The organism is Novosphingobium mathurense (assembly GCF_900168325.1).
Taxonomy (GTDB): Bacteria; Pseudomonadota; Alphaproteobacteria; order Sphingomonadales; family Sphingomonadaceae; genus Novosphingobium; species Novosphingobium mathurense.
On sequence record NZ_FVZE01000001.1, the window covers coordinates 847,041 to 867,580 of the forward strand.

Genomic DNA, 20,540 nt, shown 5'->3' on the forward strand with positions numbered 1-20,540 from the left:
CGTTACCGGCGCGAGCGCAGTTCCACCGTAACGCCGGTCGAAAGCATGAGGTTGCCGAAGTAGAAGAGCGGCCAGGCGAAGTGCGCCATCCATAGCTCGCGCTGCATGAGGCCGCCCCCGGCTATGGCCAACAGGTTCGCCGTCAGGATGACGACCGCCCCTGCTCCAACCCGGTAGCGCGGAAAGTTGCTTGCCCATGCGCTCGCGGCCATTCCGCCCACGGCGACCATGTAGACAAGCGCAGTAACCCGCATTTCCGGCGATGCGAGGAGAAATCCGATCGCCGGCGTAACCAGCAGGATCGCAGTAACGGCGGCTTTCTGCGACCCGGTGAGCGTCGGGCGGCGATGCGAGGCGAAGAGCCCGATGCCCAGGCCGAAGCCGATGATGATCAGGACGATCGAGGCGTAGGGCAAGTAGTCGTAGAGCGCCGTACCGATCCCCTCGCAGGCCAGCATGCCAGCCAACATCCGCGTATCGTTTCCGCGATGACGCAGGACAGCGTAGACCGCGAGCAACAGCAGCGGGGCCGCTTTGAGGCCGAGCAGGTAAAGGCCCGGGAAACGGCTGTTTTCCAACCATATGAAGGCCAGCGCAGCAAGCACGCTGCCCAGGAGCCAGGGCCTTCTTTCGATCAGTGCGCGCCTTGGCATTATCTGGGTCTTCCAATCCGGGTCAAATTCGTCGACTGCGCTTGTCACGGTTTTGGCACTTCATGCAATCCCTCTCGGATCGCCGCGCCAAATCTGCATTCCCTTTCGCTGCGCGCAAAGAGCCGCTAGGGGCCTTTGCCCATGACAGCACAACCCGGTTACGACGTTCACATTATCGGCGGCGGCCTCGCAGGCAGCGAAGCGGCCTGGCAACTCGCCCGGCGCGGCCTTCGCGTGCGCCTGTCCGAAATGCGCGGCACGGGCGAACGGAGCCCGGCGCACCAGACCGACGGCCTTGCCGAAATGGTCTGCTCCAATTCCTTCCGCTCCGACGACGACGAGAAGAACGCAGTCGGCCTGCTTCATCACGAGATGCGCCGCTGCGATTCGGTGATCATGGCGGCTGCTGCCTGTGCGCAGGTGCCTGCCGGATCTGCGCTGGCCGTCGATCGCGAAGTGTTCTCCGCCGAAGTCGAGGCGCGCCTGCAATCGCTGCCGACGCTCGACATCGTGCGAGAGCGGATCGACACCCTGCCCGAAAGCGGCCTGACAATCATCGCCACCGGCCCGCTGACCGCCGAAGCGCTTGCCGGCAGCATCGGCAAGGCCACGGGTTCGGACAGCCTCGCGTTCTTCGATGCCATTGCCCCGATCGTCTACCACGACACGATCGACATGGACATTTGCTGGAAAGCATCGCGCTGGGACAAGCCGTCCAAGTTCGGCGGTGAGGCCAAGGACTACATCAACTGCCCGATGGACAAGGACCAGTACCTCACTTTCCATCAGGCCCTCATCGATGGCGAAAAGACCGCGTTCAAGGAGTGGGAGGCGAACACTCCCTACTTCGACGGCTGCATGCCGATCGAAGTCATGGCCGAACGCGGCGTCGACACCCTGCGCTTCGGACCGATGAAGCCGGTAGGGCTCGACAACCCGCACTGGGCGACCGAAGAACATCCCAATGGGCGCTGGGCCTATGCCGTCGTCCAATTGCGGCAGGACAACAAGCTCGGCACGCTGTGGAACATGGTCGGTTTCCAGACCAAGCTCAAACATGCCGAGCAGGTCCGCCTGTTCCGCACCATTCCCGGCCTCGAGAACGCCGAATTTGCGCGCCTTGGCGGCCTCCACCGCAATACCTTCCTCAACTCGCCGATCCTGCTCGACCGCCAGTTACGCCTCAAGAGCGCGCCGCACGTGCGCTTTGCCGGCCAGATCACCGGCTGCGAGGGATATGTCGAGAGCGCCGCAGTCGGCCTGATGGCCGGCCTGATGACCGCAGCCGAACTGCGTGGCCTCGATTGGCAGGGACCTCCGGCGACGACGGCGATGGGCGCCCTGCTCTCCCACATTACCGGCGATGCCGAGGCGGAGAGTTATCAGCCGATGAACGTCAATTTCGGGCTGTTCCCGCCACTTCACGACGTCAGGAAGAAGCAGCGCAAGGAAGCCTATACCTCGCGGGCCAAGGAAGACATCGGAACCTGGCTGCAGACCCTGTCCCCGGCGGCCTGAGCCGGGTCAGCACGAGCAGCGCGGCTTGGGCTTGGGTTTGCGCGGCGGTGCCGTGCGACGAAACTCCTCGGGTGTCAGCCAGTCGTCGCCATTGACGTCGGCATGATCGAACTTGTCGACCGTGGTGACCGCCCATTCCTCGAAGGTGAGCAGGTTGTTGCCGTCCTTGTCGAGACTGCGGAAACCCGATGTGCGCGTCGATAGCATCTCGTTGCGGGTGATACGCCCGTCACTGTCGCGATCGTAGCGGCCAAAGCGCTGCTGCTCGCGACTGAGTTCGGTGGCCTCGGGCGGCTCCGGTCCGACGAGATCCTCGATCGAAGCGCTGGGAAATTCGTCGGGTTCCGCCGACGCTTCCTCCGGCGGGGGAGCCCCCTCCTCCACTTCGGCGCGGCCCTGCATCCAGAACAGGCCGAGCGAGGCGAGCACCAGCGCCGCCAGAGCACCGAGCACCAATCTGTTCACGCGCGCCTCTGCATTACGCCGCGATGCCTAGTGCGGTGTTCTCCGCCTTTGAAATTACAATGTGGTCAGGAGGTCAGAAGCCGAGGATACCGAGCCGCATGGCCTTGAGCAGGGCGGCAGGCGACTGTGCGCCCTTCTCGGCGCCCCTGGCCAGACGGGTCTGCGCCAGTCCATGCAGGACGAGCAACGGACGCAGCGACCGCGAAACGCGCGGTCGGCGCCGATCATCTGCTGCGATCATAACCCGCACGGCCTTGCTCTCATTCTTGTCGCGCAGGCGCGTGGCGAGATCCGTCATGGCCCATTTCCGGCCGATTGTCGCCGCAGCCTGCGCCTCTTCTGGTCTGCCTAGCGCCGATGCCAACGCGCCAAATGCAGCTCCGCGCCCCTCTACCATTTGAGCCAGCGCTTCGGGCGGCAAGGGCGCAGCACCCGTCAGGGCTTCCCAGCCATCGACGAGTGCAGAGAGCGCCTTGTGCTGCCCGTTCCAGCTCCGCAGCGCTGCCAGCAAGGGTTCTCCCGCGGGCCATTCGGATGCATCGCGCTCAAGGCTCTCGCGCCACCAGGCGAGGCGCAGCTGGGCCAGCATCGGTTCCTTCGAATGGCGCAGCAATCCGGCCAATCGCGTATCGAGAGCAAAGACCGCAAGCGTGGGCAGGCGCGCAGCGGAAGGGGCGTAGGCGAGCGCCAGCCTCTGGCTCAGCGGCAGAGTGGCAAGCAAGGCCTCTTCGATGTCGTTTTTGGACATCGCTCTTTGGGGGGAATCTTCGGTCACCGCGCCTCTCTAACCGTCGAGGCCGGATGTGCAAGGGCACCGAAATGCAACGCGATTTAACATCAATTAACTAAAATGTTTCATTTAACGCCAACCCCGTTGGGGTCAGATAGTGAATATTGGATTGAGGCGCCTTGAGGATATATCCCATGTTCCGACGTATCCGCAGCCTGATGAAGGGCCTGATCTCCGCAAGGAGCGGCAACGCCATGATGATGGTGGCCATCGGTATGCCTGCCCTCATCGGCGCCATGGGCTATGGCGTGGACACGGCGCAATGGTACATGTGGCAGCGCGAGTTGCAGCACTCGGTCGACCAGGCCGCAATCGGCGGCGCATGGGCCCTCGCCTACAGCGACGACGCCGACTACGAGACGCGGGCCAAGCAGGAATTCAACGCCAACCAGAAGATCACCGCTTCGTTCGCCAGCGCGCCAACGATCACGCTGGCGAACTTCGATGGCGGTGTAGCCAACAGCGTACTGGTGACGGCCACGGCCACCAAGAAGCTGCCTTTCACCGGCTTGCTGCTCAACCAGTCTGCAACCGTAATGGCGCGCGCACAGGCCCGGTTCAAGGAAGGCAACAAGTTCCACGCCTGCCTGATCACCCTGAAGCAGGACGGCACGACCTTCCAGATCGGCGGCAACGCCCACGTCATCGCCAATTGCGGGCTCGGCGCCCTTTCGTGCAGCGACGATGCCATCACCATCGACGGCAGCGCCACGGTGGAGACCACCTCGATTGCAGCCTGCGGCACGGTGGACGTGCCTGAAAGCCTGAGCGGCACAGTCACCGAAAACGCGACGGGCCTGTCCGACGTCTATTCCGACATTCCGATCCCGGAGCCGGACTCCAGCACCAAGGACCAGACAAAGGCGAAGTATTGCGAAGGTAACGGCAACAAGGCGATCGCCAACCTTTTCCCCGGCAAGTACACCGGCGGCTACATCGCGAAGTGCGCCACGACCTTCAATTCCGGCATCTATTTCATCGACGGCGGCACGCTGGACCTGTCCACGAATGCGACGGTCGTCGGCAAGAACGTACTGTTCGTGCTGCGCAAGGGCGCGAAGATCAAGCTCGGCGGCGAAGGTGCAACGGGCTCGATCACGCTGACGCCGATGCAGGCTGCAGACTTCCAGAGCACGCCTTATGCGGCCGACGCAGATCGCCTCTCGCAGATGCTCTTCATGGAAGACAAGACGGACGAAACCGAGCCTGCCGCGCACCAGATCAACGGCAATACCAACCTCAATATCGAAGGCGTTCTGTACCTGCCCAACGGCGACGTGCAGATCAACGGCGATTCCGGAACGACCAGCAAGCTGTGCTTCCAGATCTCGGCCTATACGCTCGACATTCGCGGCAGCGCCTATCTGCGCACCCTGTGCGACTATGAGGACAGCTCGGTTCTCGGAATGTCCACTCCCATCGTGAGGCTCGTGGCATGATCGTTCATGGATTGCGCAGCATGGTTCGCGACCTGCAAGGCGTGATGGCAATCGAAACGGCCATCGTCGCGCCGGTAATCGTGCTGATGGCGCTCGGCACCTTCGAGGTCGGTCGCATCGTCTCGCGCCAGCAGGAATTGCAGAGCGCGGCAAGCGAGGCCGAAGGCATCGTGTTGGCAGCGGCGGCCGGATCGGGCACATCTTCGGACACGATGAAAAGCGTCATCAAGGACTCGCTCGGTCTTGCCGACAACGAGGTTACGCTGCAGCAACGCTTCCGCTGCAACCTCTCCAGCCAGCTGACCACGGACGCCTCGACCTGTGACACCGATCAGCCGATCTACCAGTATGTCCTGCTCGACGTGACCGATACCTATACGCCGATCTGGACCCGCTTCGGGGTTGGCAAGGCCCTCAACTATCGTGTCGAACGCACGATTCAGGTGCAGTGATGAGCAGTATCCTCAAACAACCGCGTCCTGGACGTTTCACCCGCGACGAGCGAGGCGGCGTTCTGGTCGAGTTCGCACTCCTGGCGCCGCTCTTCTTCACATTGCTGATCGGCGTGCTCCAGATCGGGATGCAGATCCAGAACTGGAACGCGATCCGCAATCTCGCCTCGGACGGCGCGCGATTTGCAGTGGTTGAGTATCAGCGCGGCCATGCCAGCCAGGCCGACCTGATCTCAACGTGGATGCGCTCACGCGGGGTCGGCTCGCGCTACAACCTCAACACCGACCGTCTCGGCATTACCGTTACGTCCCAGACGAGCCGGATCACCGATGCGCTCGAGATGCAGATCAAGGTAACTTACGACGCGCCGGATTATCTGGCCTTCGTCCCGGGCAACCTGCTGCAGCTCACTTACAAGCGGCCGGTATTTCTCCTCAAGGACGCCTGAGCGCCCTCCCCGGCTGATCGGTACGCCAAGTCGGGTTTGCAACTAAGACATGGAAAAGGGCCGCCGGCATCGAACCGGCGGCCCTTTCATGTTCCCGACCGTGAAGGTCTGCGGGCTCAGCCCTGATAGCAGACCTTCTTGACCGCCTCGACGATGCGGGGCGTGTCGATCAGCGCGGCCTTCTCGAGGTTGGCCGCATAAGGAAGCGGCACGTCCTCGTTGCACACGCGCAGGACCGGGGCGTCAAGATCGTCGAAGCCTTCTTCCATGCAGATCGCGATGACTTCCGAAGCGATCGAGCAGACCGGGAAGCCTTCCTCGGCGACGACCAGACGATTGGTCTTGGCGAGGCTTTCCAGGATCGTCTGCTTGTCGAGCGGACGCAGGGTGCGCAGGTCGATGACTTCCGCATCGATGCCTTCACCGGCCAGCTGTTCAGCCGCTTCAAGCGCCAGGCCGACACCGATCGAATAGGAAACGATCGTGACGTCCTTGCCTTCGCGCATGATGCGCGCCTTGCCGATCGGAAGAACGTGGTCGTCCAGTTCCGGCAGTTCGAACGAACGGCCGTAGATCAGCTCGTTCTCGAGGAAGACCACGGGGTCTTCGCTGCGGATGGCAGCCTTGAGCAGACCCTTGGCGTCCGACGCGTCATAAGGCGCGATGACCACCAGACCCGGAACGTTGGCATACCACGGACCGTAGTTCTGCGAGTGCTGCGCGCCCACGCGCGATGCCGCACCGTTCGGGCCGCGGAACACGACCGGGCAACGCATCTGGCCGCCCGACATGTAGTTGGTCTTGGCCGCCGAGTTGATGATGTGATCGATCGCCTGCATGGCGAAGTTGAAGGTCATGAACTCGATGACCGGGCGCAGACCGCCCATCGCCGCGCCGGTGCCGATACCGGCGAAGCCGTACTCGGTGATCGGCGTGTCGATGACGCGCTTGGGACCGAATTCCTCGAGCAGTCCCTGGGTCACCTTGTAGGCGCCCTGGTACTCGGCCACTTCTTCACCCATCACGAAGACGCGTTCGTCGCGGCGCATTTCCTCGGCCATCGCGTCGCGCAGGGCTTCGCGCACGGTCGAGGTCTTCATGTTGGTGCCATGCGGCACTTCCGGGTCCTTGCGCGCAGGTGCCGGAGCTTCCTCAGCCTTGGCCTTGGCGGGCTCGGACGATGCGGGCGCCGGGGTCGGAGCCGGAGTTTCCGAAACACTTTGGGCCACGGTCGAAGCATCCTCGCCCTCACCGGCGAGGACCGCGATCACGGTGCCGACCTTGACGTTCTCGGTTCCCTCGGGAACGACGATCTTGCCGATCGTGCCTTCATCGACGGCTTCGAATTCCATCGTCGCCTTGTCGGTCTCGATCTCGGCAAGGATGTCGCCAGAGGAGACTTCGTCGCCTTCCTTGACCAGCCACTTGGCCAGCTTGCCCTCTTCCATCGTCGGCGAGAGCGCGGGCATCTTCAGTTCGATCGCCATCAGTAACGCTCCACCAGGACGTCGGTATAGAGTTCGGACATATCGGGCTCGGGTGAATTCTCAGCAAAGTCTGCGGATTCGGCAACATCGGCGCGCACGCGCTTGTCGATCGCCTTCAGTTCAGCCTCGTCCACGCCCATTTCCATGAGCTCGGCCTTGGCATGCTCGATCGGGTCGCGCTTGTCGCGCACGCCCTGGACTTCCTCACGGCTGCGGTACTTCGCCGGGTCGGACATCGAGTGACCGCGATAACGGTAGGTGTTGAGTTCCATGAGAACCGGACCGTTGCCGCCGCGCACATGCTCGAGCGCGACTTCGGCCGCCTTGCGGACCTCGAGCACGTCCATGCCGTCGACCTGCATACCGGGGATGCGGAACGCCGTACCGCGACGGTAGAAGTGCGTCTCGGCCGACGAACGGGCGACTGCCGTGCCCATCGCGTACTGGTTGTTCTCGATCACGAAGATGATCGGCAGGTTCCAGAGGGCAGCCATGTTGAAGCTCTCGTAGACCTGACCCTGGTTGGCCGCGCCGTCACCGAAGTAGGCCATCGCGACGCCGCCGTCTTCACGGTACTTGTGCGCAAAGGCGAGACCGGTGCCGAGCGAGACCTGCGCACCGACGATGCCGTGGCCGCCGTAGAAGCGGTGCTCGACGCTGAACATGTGCATCGAGCCGCCCTTGCCCTTCGAGATACCCGAATGGCGACCGGTGAGTTCGGCCATGATGACCTTCGGATCGATGCCGTAGGCCAGCATATGGCCGTGGTCGCGATAACCGGTGATCACCGAGTCCTTGTTGCCGTCGAGCGCCGACTGAAGGCCGACCGCGACCGCTTCCTGGCCGATGTAGAGGTGGCAGAAGCCGCCGATCAGGCCGAGTCCGTACAGCTGGCCGGCCTTCTCCTCGAAACGGCGGATGAGCAGCATCTGCTCATAGAGCTTGAGAAGCTCTTCCTTGCTCGCCTTGTAACGGCGATCGGCCGCATGGGCTTCCTGGAGGCTGCGCAGGAGAAAGTCCTGGTCCTCTGCCGGCGACCCGGTCGAATTTGCGCCGGGCTGGGCGTCAGTCTTGGCTTTGGGCAATGAGGTTCCCCATCGTCGATGTGATCAATTTCGGGCGGTATAGGTAAGAGGTGGACAAAGCGAAAGCGCCCGGACGGGAAAATACGAATTCAGCAACAAAAAATTATTGCCTGCCGGATGCCTGCTTATCGCGGCTCAGGGGATGAGCATCACCATTTCGTCGGAACGGGCGACGTTGAGATTGCCGCGCAGCAATTCGCCGGCAAGGTCCGGATCCACGTGCTTGGGATCGAGCAGGTCGACGCGATTCTGAATGCGTGCGCGTTCCAGCTTGAGCGAAGCGAGATCGGCACGGCGCTGTTCGAGCAGGCGCTGGTTTTCACCCCAGGCGATCAGGCCGCTCGGACCGGCAATAACAAATGCGCCCATGAGCAGGAGCACGGCAAGGGACAGGCCCTGCACGAGTCGCTCTTTCGCAATGTTAGGTTCAGGGCGCATAGTCCTCATGGGAAGGGATAGAATCACAAGTGAATCAGCGTTGCAAGCACTATTCAATACGCTTTAACCTCAGGCACGCACAGCGCCCGTCCGGCCGTTCCAATGCCGGGATACAAGGAATGATGTTGATAAGTCCTGTAGCGATGCCCGGATCAACGTTGGGCGACATTCTGCACTAAGGGATTTTCCGGAGTGTTGCCGATTGCCTTGTTGACGGCGACGTAGCTGGCGCGCAGCAGCCCTTCGTTCTCGGACAATTCCCGGCGGGCCTGGATCAGCGCTCTCTTCGCTTCGATCAGGCCCAGATAATTGATCGCCCCGCTTTCATAGCTCGCTTGCGCGATGGCGAGGGACGATTGCGTGGCTCCGACCTTCCTCGTCAGGCTTTCGTGCTCCTGACGTGCGGCCGTGGAGCGGTTGAGGGCGTTGTCTATCTCCTGCCAGGACTTGAGCACCGTGGTCTGGAACGCGACGGCGGCCTCGCGCTGCTCCAGCTTGCGCAGCTTCACGACACTGCGCCGCCGACCGCCGTCGAAAAGCGGGAGATCGAGGCTGGGACCGATGGACCAGTTGCGGCTGGCCCAGTCGAAGAGATTCTGACTTCTGTAGGATTCCAGTCCGAAGCCGCCTCCGAGCCGGATGCTGGGATAGAGGTCCGCCACGGCCACGCCGATGCGCGCGGTAGCCGCGTGCAGGCCGGCCTCTGCCGCGCGGACATCGGGCCGCCGCAAGGCTACTTCGGAAGGCAGGCCAAGGGAAAGATCGGGCGGCAATTGCACCACATCGTTCCCGCGCGGAGCCAGCTTTTCCTTGAGACTGCCCGGAGGCTTCCCGAGTAACAGGCCGATTGCATTGGCCTGCGCGGCCTCCTTCGCCAAGGTTGCCGGCAAGCGCGCTTCCATGCCCTGCAGCGCCGCATCCTCGCGGTCGAGATCGCCGTGACTGTCGATGCCGCCTTCGACGCGGGCCTTCACCAGCGAAATCCGATCGCGCAGCAAGGCGATATCCTCGCGCAGCAGGGCGATGTCCCGCTGGCTCGTGCGCAAGTCGAAATAGGTTGAGGCCACTTCGCTCGCCACGCTCAGGCGCGCCTGGTCCAGCAAGGCGCCCTTCTGTGCGACCGTCGCGTCCGCTGCCTCGATCGAGCGCCGCACCTTGCCCCACAGGTCGATTTCCCAGGAGGCATCGAACCCGCCGCGAAAGAGCGTGAAGGGTTGGGAGAGCAACTTGGCCAGGGCATCGCGGTCAGACCCGATGGCATCGAACAAACGGGTGCCCGCGCCATATTCGCTTTGCCGCTGCCTGCTGACGTCTGCACTCGCGCCGACTTGCGGCAAGGCTGCAGAAGCCGTGCCCGAACGCTGCACGCGCGCCTGTGCAAAGTGCAATGCGGCGGTCTCGAGATCCGGACTGGCCGCAAGCGCCTGACTGACGAGATCGTCGAGAACCGGGTCCTTGAAGGCAGTCCACCAATCGGTCGGCATCACGACGTCGGCATTCGCTGGCGCGAGCAATGACGGGTCGGCGCTGCGCCAGCTGGTCCAGTCCTGCGGCGCGTCGGGAGCGGAGCTGACATAGTTCGGGCCGACCGTGCAACCGCCCGGCGTGGCAAGAGCTATGGCGATGCCGGCAGACCGGCTCAGGCGATGGATTTTCGAGTTTGGGGACATGGCGGGCATCCGAAGATCAGGCAAGACGGTGACGAAACAGCCAGGCGGCAAGTGGCAGGGTCACGCCTGCCACCAGCACCAGGGGAATGAAATCAGTCGCGACGTCGGCCAGCCCCGCGCCTTCGAGATAGACGCGGCGGACCAGATCGACGCCGAAGCGCAGCGGATTGACGTACGTCGCTAGCTGCAGGACCTCGGGCATGTTGCGGATCGGGGTCAGCAAGCCGGAAAGCATCGTCAACGGCATGATGACGAGGAACGAGTAGAGCATGGCCTGCTGCATGTTCAGCGCAAAGGCCGATAAAGACATGCCGATGCCGACCGCGGCGCCGGTGAAGCTGAGCAGGCCGAGATAGAGCAACCAGGGCGAACCGCTCATCGGTATCCGAAACCAGAACAGGACGATCATCAACACGATCGTCGACTGGGCGATTCCGACGAGGATCGAAGGCAAGGCCTTGCCCACCAGGATCTGCAGCGGCGATAGCGGCGTGACCAGCAACTGGTCGAAAGTCCCCTGCTCTCGTTCGCGAGCGACGGACAGGGCTGCCAGCAGAAGCGTCTGCAGCATACTGAGTGTCGCGATCATCGCCGGCATGATCTGCCAGCGCGAATTGAGGTTGGGATTGAACCAAGCCCGTCGCTCTATCGTAATCGGAGGAGCCGCACCGCGCGCTGCATTGGCCCCTTGAGCGATGGCGTTGAGGTACCCCGCTGCCGCAGCGGCGGTAGACGAATTGCGACCGTCCAGGATGACCTGGATCGTCGCCCCCTCACCCCGTGCCAGTCTCTGATCGAAATCCGCCGGGATGGTGATGGCCAGCAGAACCTTGCCCGGATCGATGACAGAGGCAATCTGCTTGGCCGAAGTGAGCGTTGCCGCGCGCTCGAACACACCGGTGCCGTCGAGCCGGGTCACGAACTCTCGCGCCGCTGCGCCCCTGCTCTGGTCCAGCAATGCATAGGAAACGTGCGTCAGGTCGAAGGTCGCCCCATATCCGAAGAGCATCGTCTGGAAGAAGGCCGGGGCGAGCAGAATGATCCGGTTGGCCGGGTCCTTGAGGATCGCCAATACCTCCTTGCGGCAGAGGAAAGCGATCTGGGCAATATAGGCAATCACGGCCTGCATGGCGTCAGTCCAGCGTTTTGCGCAGGGTCCTGCGCGTCGCGAAAATGAGAACGAAGGCGTATGCCGCCAGGATCGTGCAATTGCGTGCGACCATCATCCAGTCCGTCCCGGCAAGGAACAGCGACTTCACCATGCCCATGAAGTGCGTGGCGGGCAGGAGCTGGGCGATGACCTGTACCGCGACAGGCACGTTGCGCAGATCGAATATAAAGCCCGACAGCATGAGCGCCGGCAGGAAGCTGGTCAGCAGGGCCACCTGGCTCGCCGCAAACTGGTTGCGGGTACGGCCCGATATGAACAGGCCGAGGAGCAGGGAAACGGCCAGATAGAGCGACGATGCCAGGACGATCGCGAAGAGCGAACCGCGGATCGGCACATGGAACAGGAACCGGGCTGCCAGCAGGCAGGTCGCCAGATCGATCAGGCCCACCACCATGTAAGGCAGCAGCTTGGCCAGCACGATCTCCAGCGGCCTGACCGGGGTGACGAACAGCGCTTCCTGCGTCCCGCGCTCCCATTCACGGGCGATCAGCAACGAGGTCAGGAACGCCCCGACCAGCGTCATGACCAGGACGATCAGTCCCGGCACGAGATACCAGGTGCTGATCCCCGCTTCGTTGAACCAGGTGCGCTGCATCAGGGTGATCGATCCGCGATGGGGGGCTGCGCCTTCGCGGTCCATCCGGCGCAGCATGGCGTTCGATACGGAAGCCGAAACGTAGGCATCCAGCGAAGTCGCCGTCGTTGAATCGATGCCGTTCAGGATGAGCTGGATCGTGGCGCTCCCCGTGACCTGTCGTCGGGAAAAATCGATCGGAACCCGAACGATCGCATCGACCTTGCCCGACTGAAGCATGGCTTCGGCACGCGCCATCGTGTCGACGTATACCGGCGAGAGGTAGCGCGAGCCTTCGATCCCAGCCACCGCTTCGCGCGCGATGGCAGAGTTGTCGTCCAGGACCACCGCGACAGGCGCGTCGCGCACATCGAACGACAGTCCGTATCCGAACAGCAGGATCAGGGCGACCGGCAGCAGAAGTCCAACCATCAGGTTGCTGCGATCGCGCAGCATCTGGCGGGTTTCCTTTCGGGTCAGCGCGGTCAGGCGGACGAGAAACTCGGAACGCATCACGCCGCTGCCTGTTCATCGGAAGCGCGAGCCCGGCCCTGCTCGACGATGGCGATGAAGGCACGGTCCATGTCGTCGGTTTCGCCGTTTCCGGCCTGCTCACGCACTTCGCGCGGCGTTCCCAGAGCCAGCAGGTGCCCGGCATCCTGTATGGCTATACGGTCGCAATACTCCGCCTCTTCCATGAAGTGGGTTGTGACGATGATCGTCACGCCCTCATCGGAAAGCGCCGTGATCGTGCGCCAGAACGCGCGCCGCGCCAGCGGATCGATGCCGCTGGTCGGCTCGTCGAGGAAGAGAATGTCGGGCTCGTGGATCAGGCCGGTCGCCATCGCCAGGCGCTGCTTGTAGCCCAGCGGCAGCAGGCCGCAGGTCGCCGAAGCATCGAGATTGAACCGTTCGAGCGTTTCGCGCACGCGCCGGCGCAGCATCTTGCCGCGCAAACCATAGGCCCCGCCGAAGAATTCCAGGTTCTCTCGCACGCTAAGGTTCGAATAGAGCGAGAATTTTTGCGCAACATAACCGATGCGCGCGCGCGCAGCGGCGCGGGCGGTCCGCAAGTTGACGCCTGCAACATCGAGTTGTCCGCTGGTCGCCGGCAACAGTCCGCACAGCATCCGGAACGTGGTCGTCTTGCCCGCGCCATTGGGGCCCAGCAGCCCGAAGATCTCCCCTTTCACGACATCGAAAGACGTATTGGCGACAGCGGTGAAATCGCCGAACCGACGCACCAGATCGCGTACGCGGATCATGACTTCGCGCTCGCTCCCGCTGTCTTCACTGCCCACAGCCGGTGCAGCATTGGAGGCACCTGCGGTGAGTGGCGGCGGCTTGTGGCCTTCGCCGGACGTCTCGTGCTGGCGCAGCAGGAACATGAAGGCATCTTCCAGTTCCGCGGGACGAGGCTCGATCCGGGCGCCTCCGAGAAGCTCAGAGACCGATGCCGGCTCATGATCCTGAGCGCGGATGAGGCGCACTGCACCGCCACGCGGCACGGCATCGACGATGCAATCCCTTGCATCGATCAGGCGGGCCTGCAGGTTACGGGCCAGCATGCCATCCGCCGGTGTGGCGATATAGGTCAGTCCATCGGCCTTGCCGCGCAACTGCTCCGGTGTTCCCTCCGCCAGCAGGCGTCCCTTGTTGAGGACGAAAATCTCGTCGCACCGCTCGGCTTCATCCATGTAGGCCGTGCTGACGATGACGCTGAGCCCTTCGTCCCCGATCAACTGCTCGAGGATCTGCCACAAGTCGCGCCGGGAAAGCGGATCGACGCCGACGCTCGGCTCATCGAGCAGGAGCAGTTCGGGCACCCGTACGAGGGTGCAGGCAAGTCCCAGCTTCTGCTTCATCCCGCCGGAAAGCTTGCCCGCCGGACGCTGGGTGAAGCGTGCCATGTCCGTCATTTCCAGCATCCGGGCGAAGCGCTCCTTGCGCTCGTCCAACGGAACACCGTGGAGGTCAGCATAGAGATCGAGGTTCTCCTGCACCGAGAGGTCCTCGTAGAGACCGAAACGCTGCGGCATGTAGCTGATGCGGTTCTGCACTTCCTGCGGATCCCGGCGCACATCTACGCCCAAAACCGAAAGGGCACCTTCGTCCGGAGCCAGCAATCCGGCCATCATGCGCATCATCGTCGTCTTCCCGGCACCGTCCGGTCCGACGAAGGCGCTCAAGGTTCCGGGCCTAACCTTGAACGAAACCTCGTCGATAGCGTTGAAGGACGTGCCGTCTGGCGCGGTAAAAGTCTTGCGCAAACCTTCGCTGACGACGGTTGCGACGATTTCACTCACCGCGCTTGGCCCGCCGCGATCCGCACTGTCACTGGCTGCCCCAGTCGCAGGCGGTTCTGCGCGTCGTCCACCCGCACACGCACTTCATAGACAAGGCTCGTGCGCAGCTCTTCGGATTCGACGGACTTGGGCGTGAATTCGGCAACCGACGAGATATAGCCGACCTTGCCTGCAACCGGCTGGTCCGGAAAGCTGTCGCTCGTCACTTTCGCGGACTGACCCGGCTTGACGCGACCAAGATCTGCCTCGTCGATATAGACGCGAACCCATTTGGGACTGGTGAGCGCCAGTTCGTAGACCGGCCTTTGCGGCGATGCCATGTCCCCCACTTCGAGGAGACGCGTACGCACGACTGCATTTTCCGGCGCACGCAATTCGCCCTGCGCGATCTGGTGATCGAGCAAGGCCAGTTGCGCCTGGGCCCCCTTCAACTGGGCCTGCGCAGCGGCGACGTCTTCCGCCCTCGGCCCCTGTTCGGCCAGTCGAAGCGCTTCCCTCTGTTCATTGGCGCGAGCCGCGGTAACCTTCGCCGCGTTGCGGGCGCTGTCGATCTCCTGCCGACTGACGCCGCGACCGTCGGTCCTGTCGGAAATCGCTTCCATCCGCGCCAGATCGTCGCCCGCGCGCTTGGCGTCGGCCATCGCCGCGGCAAGCCGTTCGCGAGCCTGCCGGATTTCCTCGGGCCGTGATCCGTTGCGCATGCGCAGCAGGTTCTGCTGGCTGGCCGACACCTGCGCGCGGGCCTGCTCTGCCTGCAATGACAGGGTTGTCGTATCGAGCCGAGCCAGAACCGTCCCGGCCGTGACCGCATAGCCCTCATCGACATTCAACTGCTCGACCCGGCCGTTGCCTTCGAAGGCAAGTGAGACCTGGCGAATATCGACATTGCCATGGAGGACGAGACCGTCGCCATCGGCACTTTGGCGCCCTTGGGAAACCCAGTACCCAAAGGCGATTACCACGATGAGTCCGATGATTGCGGCAGCGATCTTATTCATGCGGGCTTCCGATTTCGGTCCGGGGTGTCTGGCATCGCGGTCCTACCATCCATCATGCGGCTTCGCGATGGCAGCGCCTTAACTTAAATTGAATTTAAATTGAAGAATAGCTATTGTCCAGCCTCGATGAGCCAGAAGAAGCGAACCGACCGGAACGATGAAGAAGCCCCGCAGCGCACCACGCGTGGCGACGGGGCAAGAACCCGCGCGCGGATCATCGATAGCGCCGGACGACTGATCGGTGCCAACGGTTTTGCCGAAACCACCAGCAAAGCGATCGCTGCCGATGCGGGCGTCGATCTTGCCTCGATCAACTACCACTTCGGCAGCCGCGACGGCCTCTATAAGGCGGTACTGGTCGAAGCGCATCGGCGCTTCATCACGCTCGACGAACTGCAGGCCATCGCGACTGGAGACGGGCTCCCGCAAGACAAGCTGCGGCGAATCCTCGACAGGCTGGTGACGCGCGCCCTCGCCCCAAAGGAGTGGAACGGCAACGTCCTCGCCCGGGAACTGCTCTCCCCCGGTTCGCATATCGAGGTTCTGTTCGAGCAGGAAATCGGCCCCAAGTTCCGCGCCCTGTCTACGGTCCTGAGCGAAATCAGCGACATCCCCGTAGGAGACCCCGCGCTTGTGCGCTGTGCTGTCAGCGTCGGCGCCCCTTGCGCCATGATCTTCGTCGCCCGCCGCAACGACAATCCCCTGTCCCGCCGGATCGAGGACATGGGCAAGGACGAACTTGTCGATCACCTCCTGAGCTTTGCCCTCGGCGGGCTGCAGGCGATCGGTCGCGACTTCTCGGCGGCTGTATCAGGATCAAACTGAAGCAAGGTCTAGCAAGTCCGCTTGGGATTCGCCGCGCCTCCTGCTAGGCGCGCGGCCATGTTGACGATCCGCGAACTGACCGTGCGCCTTGGTGGGCGCACCATCCTTGACCAAGCCACCGCCACCATTCCCAATGGCGGCAAAGTGGGCCTGATCGGCCGCAACGGCGCCGGCAAGTCGACTCTGGTCAAGGCAATCATCGGTGAGATCGAGCCAGACGGCGGCGCTGCCGAAATGCCGCGCCGCGCGCGCCTGGGCTATATCGCGCAGGAAGCACCGAGCGGCACCCGAACGCCCTTCGAAGCCGTGCTGGAAGCCGACGTCGAGCGCACCGAGCTGCTCGCCGAATCCGAGACCTGCACCGATCCGCACCGGCTGGGCGACGTGCACGAGCGGTTGATCGCCATAGACGCCTACAGCGCACCGGCCCGTGCCGCGCGCATCCTCGTCGGCCTCGGCTTCGACGAGGATATGCAGTCGCGTCAGCTCGACAGCTTCTCGGGCGGCTGGAAGATGCGCGTGGCGCTGGCCGCACTGCTGTTCTCGGCACCGGACGTGTTGCTGCTCGACGAGCCTTCCAACCACCTCGACCTCGAAGCGACGCTCTGGCTGGAAAGCTTCCTGCAAAGCTATCCGGGCACGCTCGTCATCATCAGCCACGAGCGCGACCTGCTCAACACCGTGGTCGATCACATCCTGCACCTGCAGCAAGGCAAGCTCACACTCTATCCCGGCACCTACGACAGCTTCGAGCGCATCCGCGCCGAACGCGTCGCGCAGGCCGAGGCCGCGCGGGCCAATCAGGAAGCGCAGCGCAAGAAGCTGGCCGACTATGTTGCACGCAACAGCGCCCGCGCATCTACCGCCAAGCAGGCGCAGTCGCGCGCCAAGATGCTGGCCAAGATGCAGCCCATCGCGGCGATGAGCGAAGACCCCTCGCTCAGCTTCGACTTCCCGAGCCCGGATGAACTGCGCCCGCCGCTGGTCACGCTCGATCTCGCTGCCGTCGGCTATACGCCGGGCGAACCGGTCCTGAAGCGACTGAACCTGCGGATCGATCCGGAAGACCGCATTGCCCTGCTCGGCCGCAACGGCAACGGCAAGACGACGCTCGCGCGCCTGCTCGCGCGACAGCTGGAACCGATGGAAGGCGATATCACCTTCTCGGGCAAGATCCGCATCGGCTACTTCACCCAGTATCAGGTCGAGGAACTGCCGAGCGGTTCCACCCCGCTCGAGCTGATGACCCGCGCCATGGCCGACAAGCCGCCGCTGGCCGTGCGCAACCAGCTCGGCCGTTTCGGCTTCTCCGGCGAGCGGGCGACGGCGGAAACGCATACCCTGTCCGGCGGTGAGCGCGCGCGCCTGGCTCTCGCCCTGGTGACCCGCGATGCGCCGCACCTGCTGATCCTCGACGAACCGACCAACCACCTCGACGTCGATGCGCGCGAGGCGCTCGTACAGGCGCTCAATGCCTTCGAGGGCGCGGTCATCCTCGTCAGCCACGACCGTCACATGGTCGAACTGGCCGCCGACCGGCTCGTGCTGGTCGATCAGGGCAGCGCCAGGCCCTACGATGGATCGATGGAGGACTACATCGACTTCGTCCTCGGGCGGAACCAGCCCAAGGCGGAAGACAGGCCCGGAGTCCAGGAAGCAAAGCCCCAACGCAAGGCGGGTGCCATCGCCCGTGAGGAACTCAAGGCCGCGCGCCGCAAGGTGTCTGAGGCCGAAACGCGCATGTCGCGACTGCAAAAGCAGCTGGACGAACTCGACAATGCCCTCGTCGATCCGGCCAAGGCCAAGGGGGAACTGGCGCGCCTGGGCATTGGCGAGATCGGCAAGCGCCGCACCGCGACTGCCGAAGAGCTCGAAGAAGCCGAAATGGCGTGGCTGGAGGCCAGCGAAACACTGGAATCGGTCATGGGAGGTGCAGCATGAGCGTCGCGTTCCGCCGCGAGAGCGACGAGGAACATCTCGAGCCCAAGTTCGAAGTGCCGATCCCGCCCGGGCCGAACCTCGTCACCGCGCAGGGCCTCGTGCGGATCCGTGCCCGCATTGCCGAGTTGGAGAGCGAGTTACCGACGCTGACCGAGGACGCCGACCGAAACTCGGCCAAGCGCGACTTGCGTTACTGGCGCGCCCGGCTGGCGACCGCACAGGTCCAGCCCGCTCCGACTGGCGAACTGGTCGCTTTCGGCTGCCAGGTGCGCTTCGTGCTGGCCGGCAAGCACCGCACGATCGAGATCGTCGGACACGACGAGGCCGAACCGGCCCGGGACCGGCTGGCTTTCACAGCGCCCCTCGCCCGCGCGATGATGGATGCGCAAGTCGGTGAATTCGTCGATTTCAATGGAAAGGAAGAGGCCATCGAGATCGTCTCGATAGCGCCCCTCAACGCGGAATAACCCTCTGGGGAGACGTCAGTCTCCCCGGCGATCCTTGCGCGGCTTCTTGCCGAACTGGCCGGGGCCGCCGGCCTTGTGTCCCGTCGGACGCGGCTGGTAGCGCTTGCCTTCACCGCGCGGCGGACCGCCCTCGCCTCGCGGGTGGCGGCGCGGAGCACCTTCTTCGCGACGACGTCCCTTGGCGACATCGCGCGGGGTATCGGGAGCCAGCTCGATCAGCACACCGCTTTCGTCATCAGCACCTTCACGCGCCGTGCGTGCCACGGACTTGGAGAACTGGTCTGCCTGTTCGCTGGGGATCTGGAAGTAGGTCTCATTGGCGGAAATGCGGATCGCGCCCACGGCATTGCGGGTCACATGACCGCGGCGGCAGAGCAACGGCAGGATCCAGCGCGGGTCGGCGTTCTGGCGCTTGCCGATATCCATGCGGAACCACACCACATCATCGAAGCCGGGGCGCTGGCGCTTCTGCTGCGCGTCCGCCGATGAACCGATGAGCTCCTCAGGCTGCGGCATACGCTCGCGGAAGCTGCGAACCAGGGCGGCTGCAAGCTCTTCCGCGCTCGTCTTGGCCAGCAGGTCCTTGGCGATCTCGCGATCCTCCTCGTCGAACTCCACCGGCTGCATGATCTGCTCGATCAGGCGCTCACGGTCGTTACGGCGGATTTGCTCGGGCGTGGGTGCTTCGATCCATTCCGCCTGCACGCGCGCACCGCGAAGCATGGTTTCGACGCGGCGACGGCGCGGGAACGGCACGACGATGACGGCCGTGCCCTTCTTGCCAGCGCGGCCGGTGCGGCCCGAGCGGTGCTGCAGTGTCTCGGCATCGCGCGGAATTTCCACGTGAATGACGAGGCTAAGCGAAGGAAGATCGATGCCACGCGCAGCAACGTCGGTGGCAACGCACACGCGCGCCCGACGATCGCGCAGGGCCTGCAGCGCGTTGTTGCGCTCATTCTGCGAATGCTCGCCGGACAGCGCCACGGCCGAAAAGCCGCGCTCGGTCAGCGTCGCATGCAGGTGCCGCACGTTATCGCGCGTGGCGCAGAACAGGATGGCGGTTTCCGCTTCGTGCAGGCGCAGCAGGTTGACCACTACGCGCTCGATGTCGGCCGGCGCGACGGTCACGGCCTGATAGGAAATGTCGCCGTGGCCGCGCGATTCGCTCATCGTCGAAATGCGCAGCGAATTCTGCTGGTAGCGACGGGCCAGCGCCTCGATCGGCTTGGGCATCGTCGCCGAGAAAAGCAGCGTGCGACGGTTCTTTGCCGTGGCATCGAGGATTTCCTCGAGATCTTCGCGAAAGCCCATGTCGAGCATCTCGTCGGCTTCGTCGAGGATCGCGACACGCAGTTGCTCGAGGTCGAGCTTGCCGCGTTCGAGGTGATCGCGCAGACGCCCGGGCGTGCCGACGACGATAGTGGCGCCGTGCTCAAGCTGCTTGCGTTCACGAACCGGGTCCATGCCGCCCACGCAGGTCACGATACGTGCGCCGGTGCGGGCATAGAGCCAGGTCAACTCGCGGCTGACCTGCAAGGCAAGCTCGCGGGTCGGGGCAATGACCAATGCCAGCGGCGCGCCGGGGGATGTAATCCCCTCGCCCGCCAGAAGTTCGTCCGCCATGGCCAGGCCAAAGGCGACGGTCTTGCCGGAACCGGTCTGCGCGGAGACGACGAGGTCTCGTCCTTGCGCCTCGGCCTCGACGACAGCCGACTGAACTGCGGTCAGCGACTCGTAGCCATGCGCTTCAAGCGCCTCTGCCAGCGGCTGGGGAACCCGGGTAAATGTCATAGAAATACAATATCCTGCCGC

19 protein-coding genes are annotated in these 20,540 nt (G+C 63.8%); 7 read left to right on the top strand and 12 right to left on the bottom strand.

Features of this window, described 5'->3' with window-relative positions; genetic code table 11:
- Positions 1 to 2: 2 nt before the first annotated feature.
- Positions 3 to 653 carry a lysoplasmalogenase family protein gene (locus tag B5483_RS04075; RefSeq protein ID WP_079729868.1) on the bottom strand — a complete coding sequence of 217 codons (651 nt, stop codon included), beginning with the start codon at positions 651 to 653 and terminating at the stop codon, positions 3 to 5.
- Positions 654 to 794: 141 nt separating this feature from the next.
- On the opposite strand from B5483_RS04075, the gene trmFO reads away from it, so the two are divergent.
- Positions 795 to 2,171: a methylenetetrahydrofolate--tRNA-(uracil(54)-C(5))-methyltransferase (FADH(2)-oxidizing) TrmFO gene (gene trmFO / locus B5483_RS04080; protein WP_079729530.1), complete on the top strand. Its 1,377-nt coding sequence runs from the start codon at positions 795 to 797 to the stop codon at positions 2,169 to 2,171.
- Between the two features lie 6 nt (positions 2,172 to 2,177).
- On the opposite strand, the gene B5483_RS04085 is transcribed toward trmFO, so the two are convergent.
- Together B5483_RS04085 and B5483_RS04090 are read right to left on the bottom strand one after the other, a co-directional pair.
- Positions 2,178 to 2,636: an EF-hand domain-containing protein gene (locus tag B5483_RS04085; protein WP_054944476.1), complete on the bottom strand. Its 459-nt coding sequence runs from the start codon at positions 2,634 to 2,636 to the stop codon at positions 2,178 to 2,180.
- 73 nt (positions 2,637 to 2,709) lie between these two features.
- Positions 2,710 to 3,411, bottom strand: coding sequence for a hypothetical protein (locus tag B5483_RS04090; RefSeq protein ID WP_245828809.1), 702 nt, complete (start codon positions 3,409 to 3,411; stop codon positions 2,710 to 2,712).
- Positions 3,412 to 3,560: 149 nt separating this feature from the next.
- On the opposite strand from B5483_RS04090, the gene B5483_RS04095 reads away from it, so the two are divergent.
- Genes B5483_RS04095 through B5483_RS04105 form a run of 3 tightly spaced genes read left to right on the top strand, consistent with a single transcriptional unit; the run spans position 3,561 to position 5,766 of the window.
- Complete coding sequence (locus B5483_RS04095) at positions 3,561 to 4,865, top strand: pilus assembly protein TadG-related protein (protein WP_054944478.1); 1,305 nt, start codon at positions 3,561 to 3,563, stop codon at positions 4,863 to 4,865.
- A gap of 44 nt (positions 4,866 to 4,909) precedes the next feature.
- Complete coding sequence (locus B5483_RS04100; RefSeq protein WP_245828810.1) at positions 4,910 to 5,317, top strand: TadE/TadG family type IV pilus assembly protein; 408 nt, start codon at positions 4,910 to 4,912, stop codon at positions 5,315 to 5,317.
- Positions 5,317 to 5,766: a TadE/TadG family type IV pilus assembly protein gene (locus B5483_RS04105; protein ID WP_054944480.1), complete on the top strand. Its 450-nt coding sequence runs from the start codon at positions 5,317 to 5,319 to the stop codon at positions 5,764 to 5,766. Before B5483_RS04100 ends, B5483_RS04105 begins: the two co-directional genes overlap by 1 nt.
- Positions 5,767 to 5,882: 116 nt before the next feature.
- Here the strand turns inward: B5483_RS04105 and B5483_RS04110 are convergent, their stop codons facing one another.
- The 8 genes from B5483_RS04110 to B5483_RS04145 all read right to left on the bottom strand — a co-directional run bounded on the left by B5483_RS04110 (position 5,883) and on the right by B5483_RS04145 (position 15,495).
- A complete protein-coding gene (locus tag B5483_RS04110; protein WP_054947830.1) occupies positions 5,883 to 7,253 on the bottom strand; it encodes a pyruvate dehydrogenase complex E1 component subunit beta in 1,371 nt (456 codons plus the stop codon).
- Positions 7,253 to 8,338 (bottom strand): pyruvate dehydrogenase (acetyl-transferring) E1 component subunit alpha, encoded by a 1,086-nt coding sequence (gene pdhA, locus B5483_RS04115; protein WP_054947831.1) that lies wholly within the window; start codon positions 8,336 to 8,338, stop codon positions 7,253 to 7,255. The genes B5483_RS04110 and pdhA overlap by 1 nt, the downstream gene beginning before the upstream one ends.
- A 135-nt stretch (positions 8,339 to 8,473) precedes the next feature.
- On the bottom strand, positions 8,474 to 8,785 hold the full coding sequence (locus B5483_RS04120; RefSeq protein ID WP_054947832.1) for an FtsB family cell division protein: 312 nt from the start codon (positions 8,783 to 8,785) through the stop codon (positions 8,474 to 8,476).
- Positions 8,786 to 8,928: 143 nt separating this feature from the next.
- Positions 8,929 to 10,446: an efflux transporter outer membrane subunit gene (locus B5483_RS04125; protein ID WP_139383899.1), complete on the bottom strand. Its 1,518-nt coding sequence runs from the start codon at positions 10,444 to 10,446 to the stop codon at positions 8,929 to 8,931.
- A gap of 16 nt (positions 10,447 to 10,462) precedes the next feature.
- Positions 10,463 to 11,575 carry an ABC transporter permease gene (locus B5483_RS04130; protein ID WP_054947834.1) on the bottom strand — a complete coding sequence of 371 codons (1,113 nt, stop codon included), beginning with the start codon at positions 11,573 to 11,575 and terminating at the stop codon, positions 10,463 to 10,465.
- A 4-nt stretch (positions 11,576 to 11,579) separates the two neighbouring features.
- A complete protein-coding gene (locus B5483_RS04135; RefSeq protein ID WP_079729535.1) occupies positions 11,580 to 12,704 on the bottom strand; it encodes an ABC transporter permease in 1,125 nt (374 codons plus the stop codon).
- Positions 12,704 to 14,497, bottom strand: coding sequence for an ATP-binding cassette domain-containing protein (locus tag B5483_RS04140; protein ID WP_079729536.1), 1,794 nt, complete (start codon positions 14,495 to 14,497; stop codon positions 12,704 to 12,706). Before B5483_RS04140 ends, B5483_RS04135 begins: the two co-directional genes overlap by 1 nt.
- On the bottom strand, positions 14,494 to 15,495 hold the full coding sequence (locus tag B5483_RS04145; RefSeq protein ID WP_079729537.1) for an HlyD family secretion protein: 1,002 nt from the start codon (positions 15,493 to 15,495) through the stop codon (positions 14,494 to 14,496). The genes B5483_RS04140 and B5483_RS04145 overlap by 4 nt, the downstream gene beginning before the upstream one ends.
- Positions 15,496 to 15,621: 126 nt before the next feature.
- On the opposite strand from B5483_RS04145, the gene B5483_RS04150 reads away from it, so the two are divergent.
- From B5483_RS04150 to B5483_RS04160, 3 genes are read left to right on the top strand one after another with little or no spacing between them, the layout of a single operon-like run.
- Entirely contained in the window at positions 15,622 to 16,320 is a 699-nt protein-coding gene (locus tag B5483_RS04150) for a TetR/AcrR family transcriptional regulator (protein WP_079729538.1), read from the top strand.
- Positions 16,321 to 16,377: 57 nt separating this feature from the next.
- On the top strand, positions 16,378 to 18,261 hold the full coding sequence (locus B5483_RS04155; RefSeq protein WP_079729539.1) for an ABC-F family ATP-binding cassette domain-containing protein: 1,884 nt from the start codon (positions 16,378 to 16,380) through the stop codon (positions 18,259 to 18,261).
- Entirely contained in the window at positions 18,258 to 18,728 is a 471-nt protein-coding gene (locus B5483_RS04160; RefSeq protein ID WP_054947840.1) for a GreA/GreB family elongation factor, read from the top strand. The genes B5483_RS04155 and B5483_RS04160 overlap by 4 nt, the downstream gene beginning before the upstream one ends.
- 15 nt (positions 18,729 to 18,743) lie before the next feature.
- Here B5483_RS04160 and B5483_RS04165 read toward each other — a convergent pair whose 3' ends face one another.
- Complete coding sequence (locus B5483_RS04165; RefSeq protein WP_054947841.1) at positions 18,744 to 20,519, bottom strand: DEAD/DEAH box helicase; 1,776 nt, start codon at positions 20,517 to 20,519, stop codon at positions 18,744 to 18,746.
- Positions 20,520 to 20,540 lie beyond the last annotated feature (21 nt).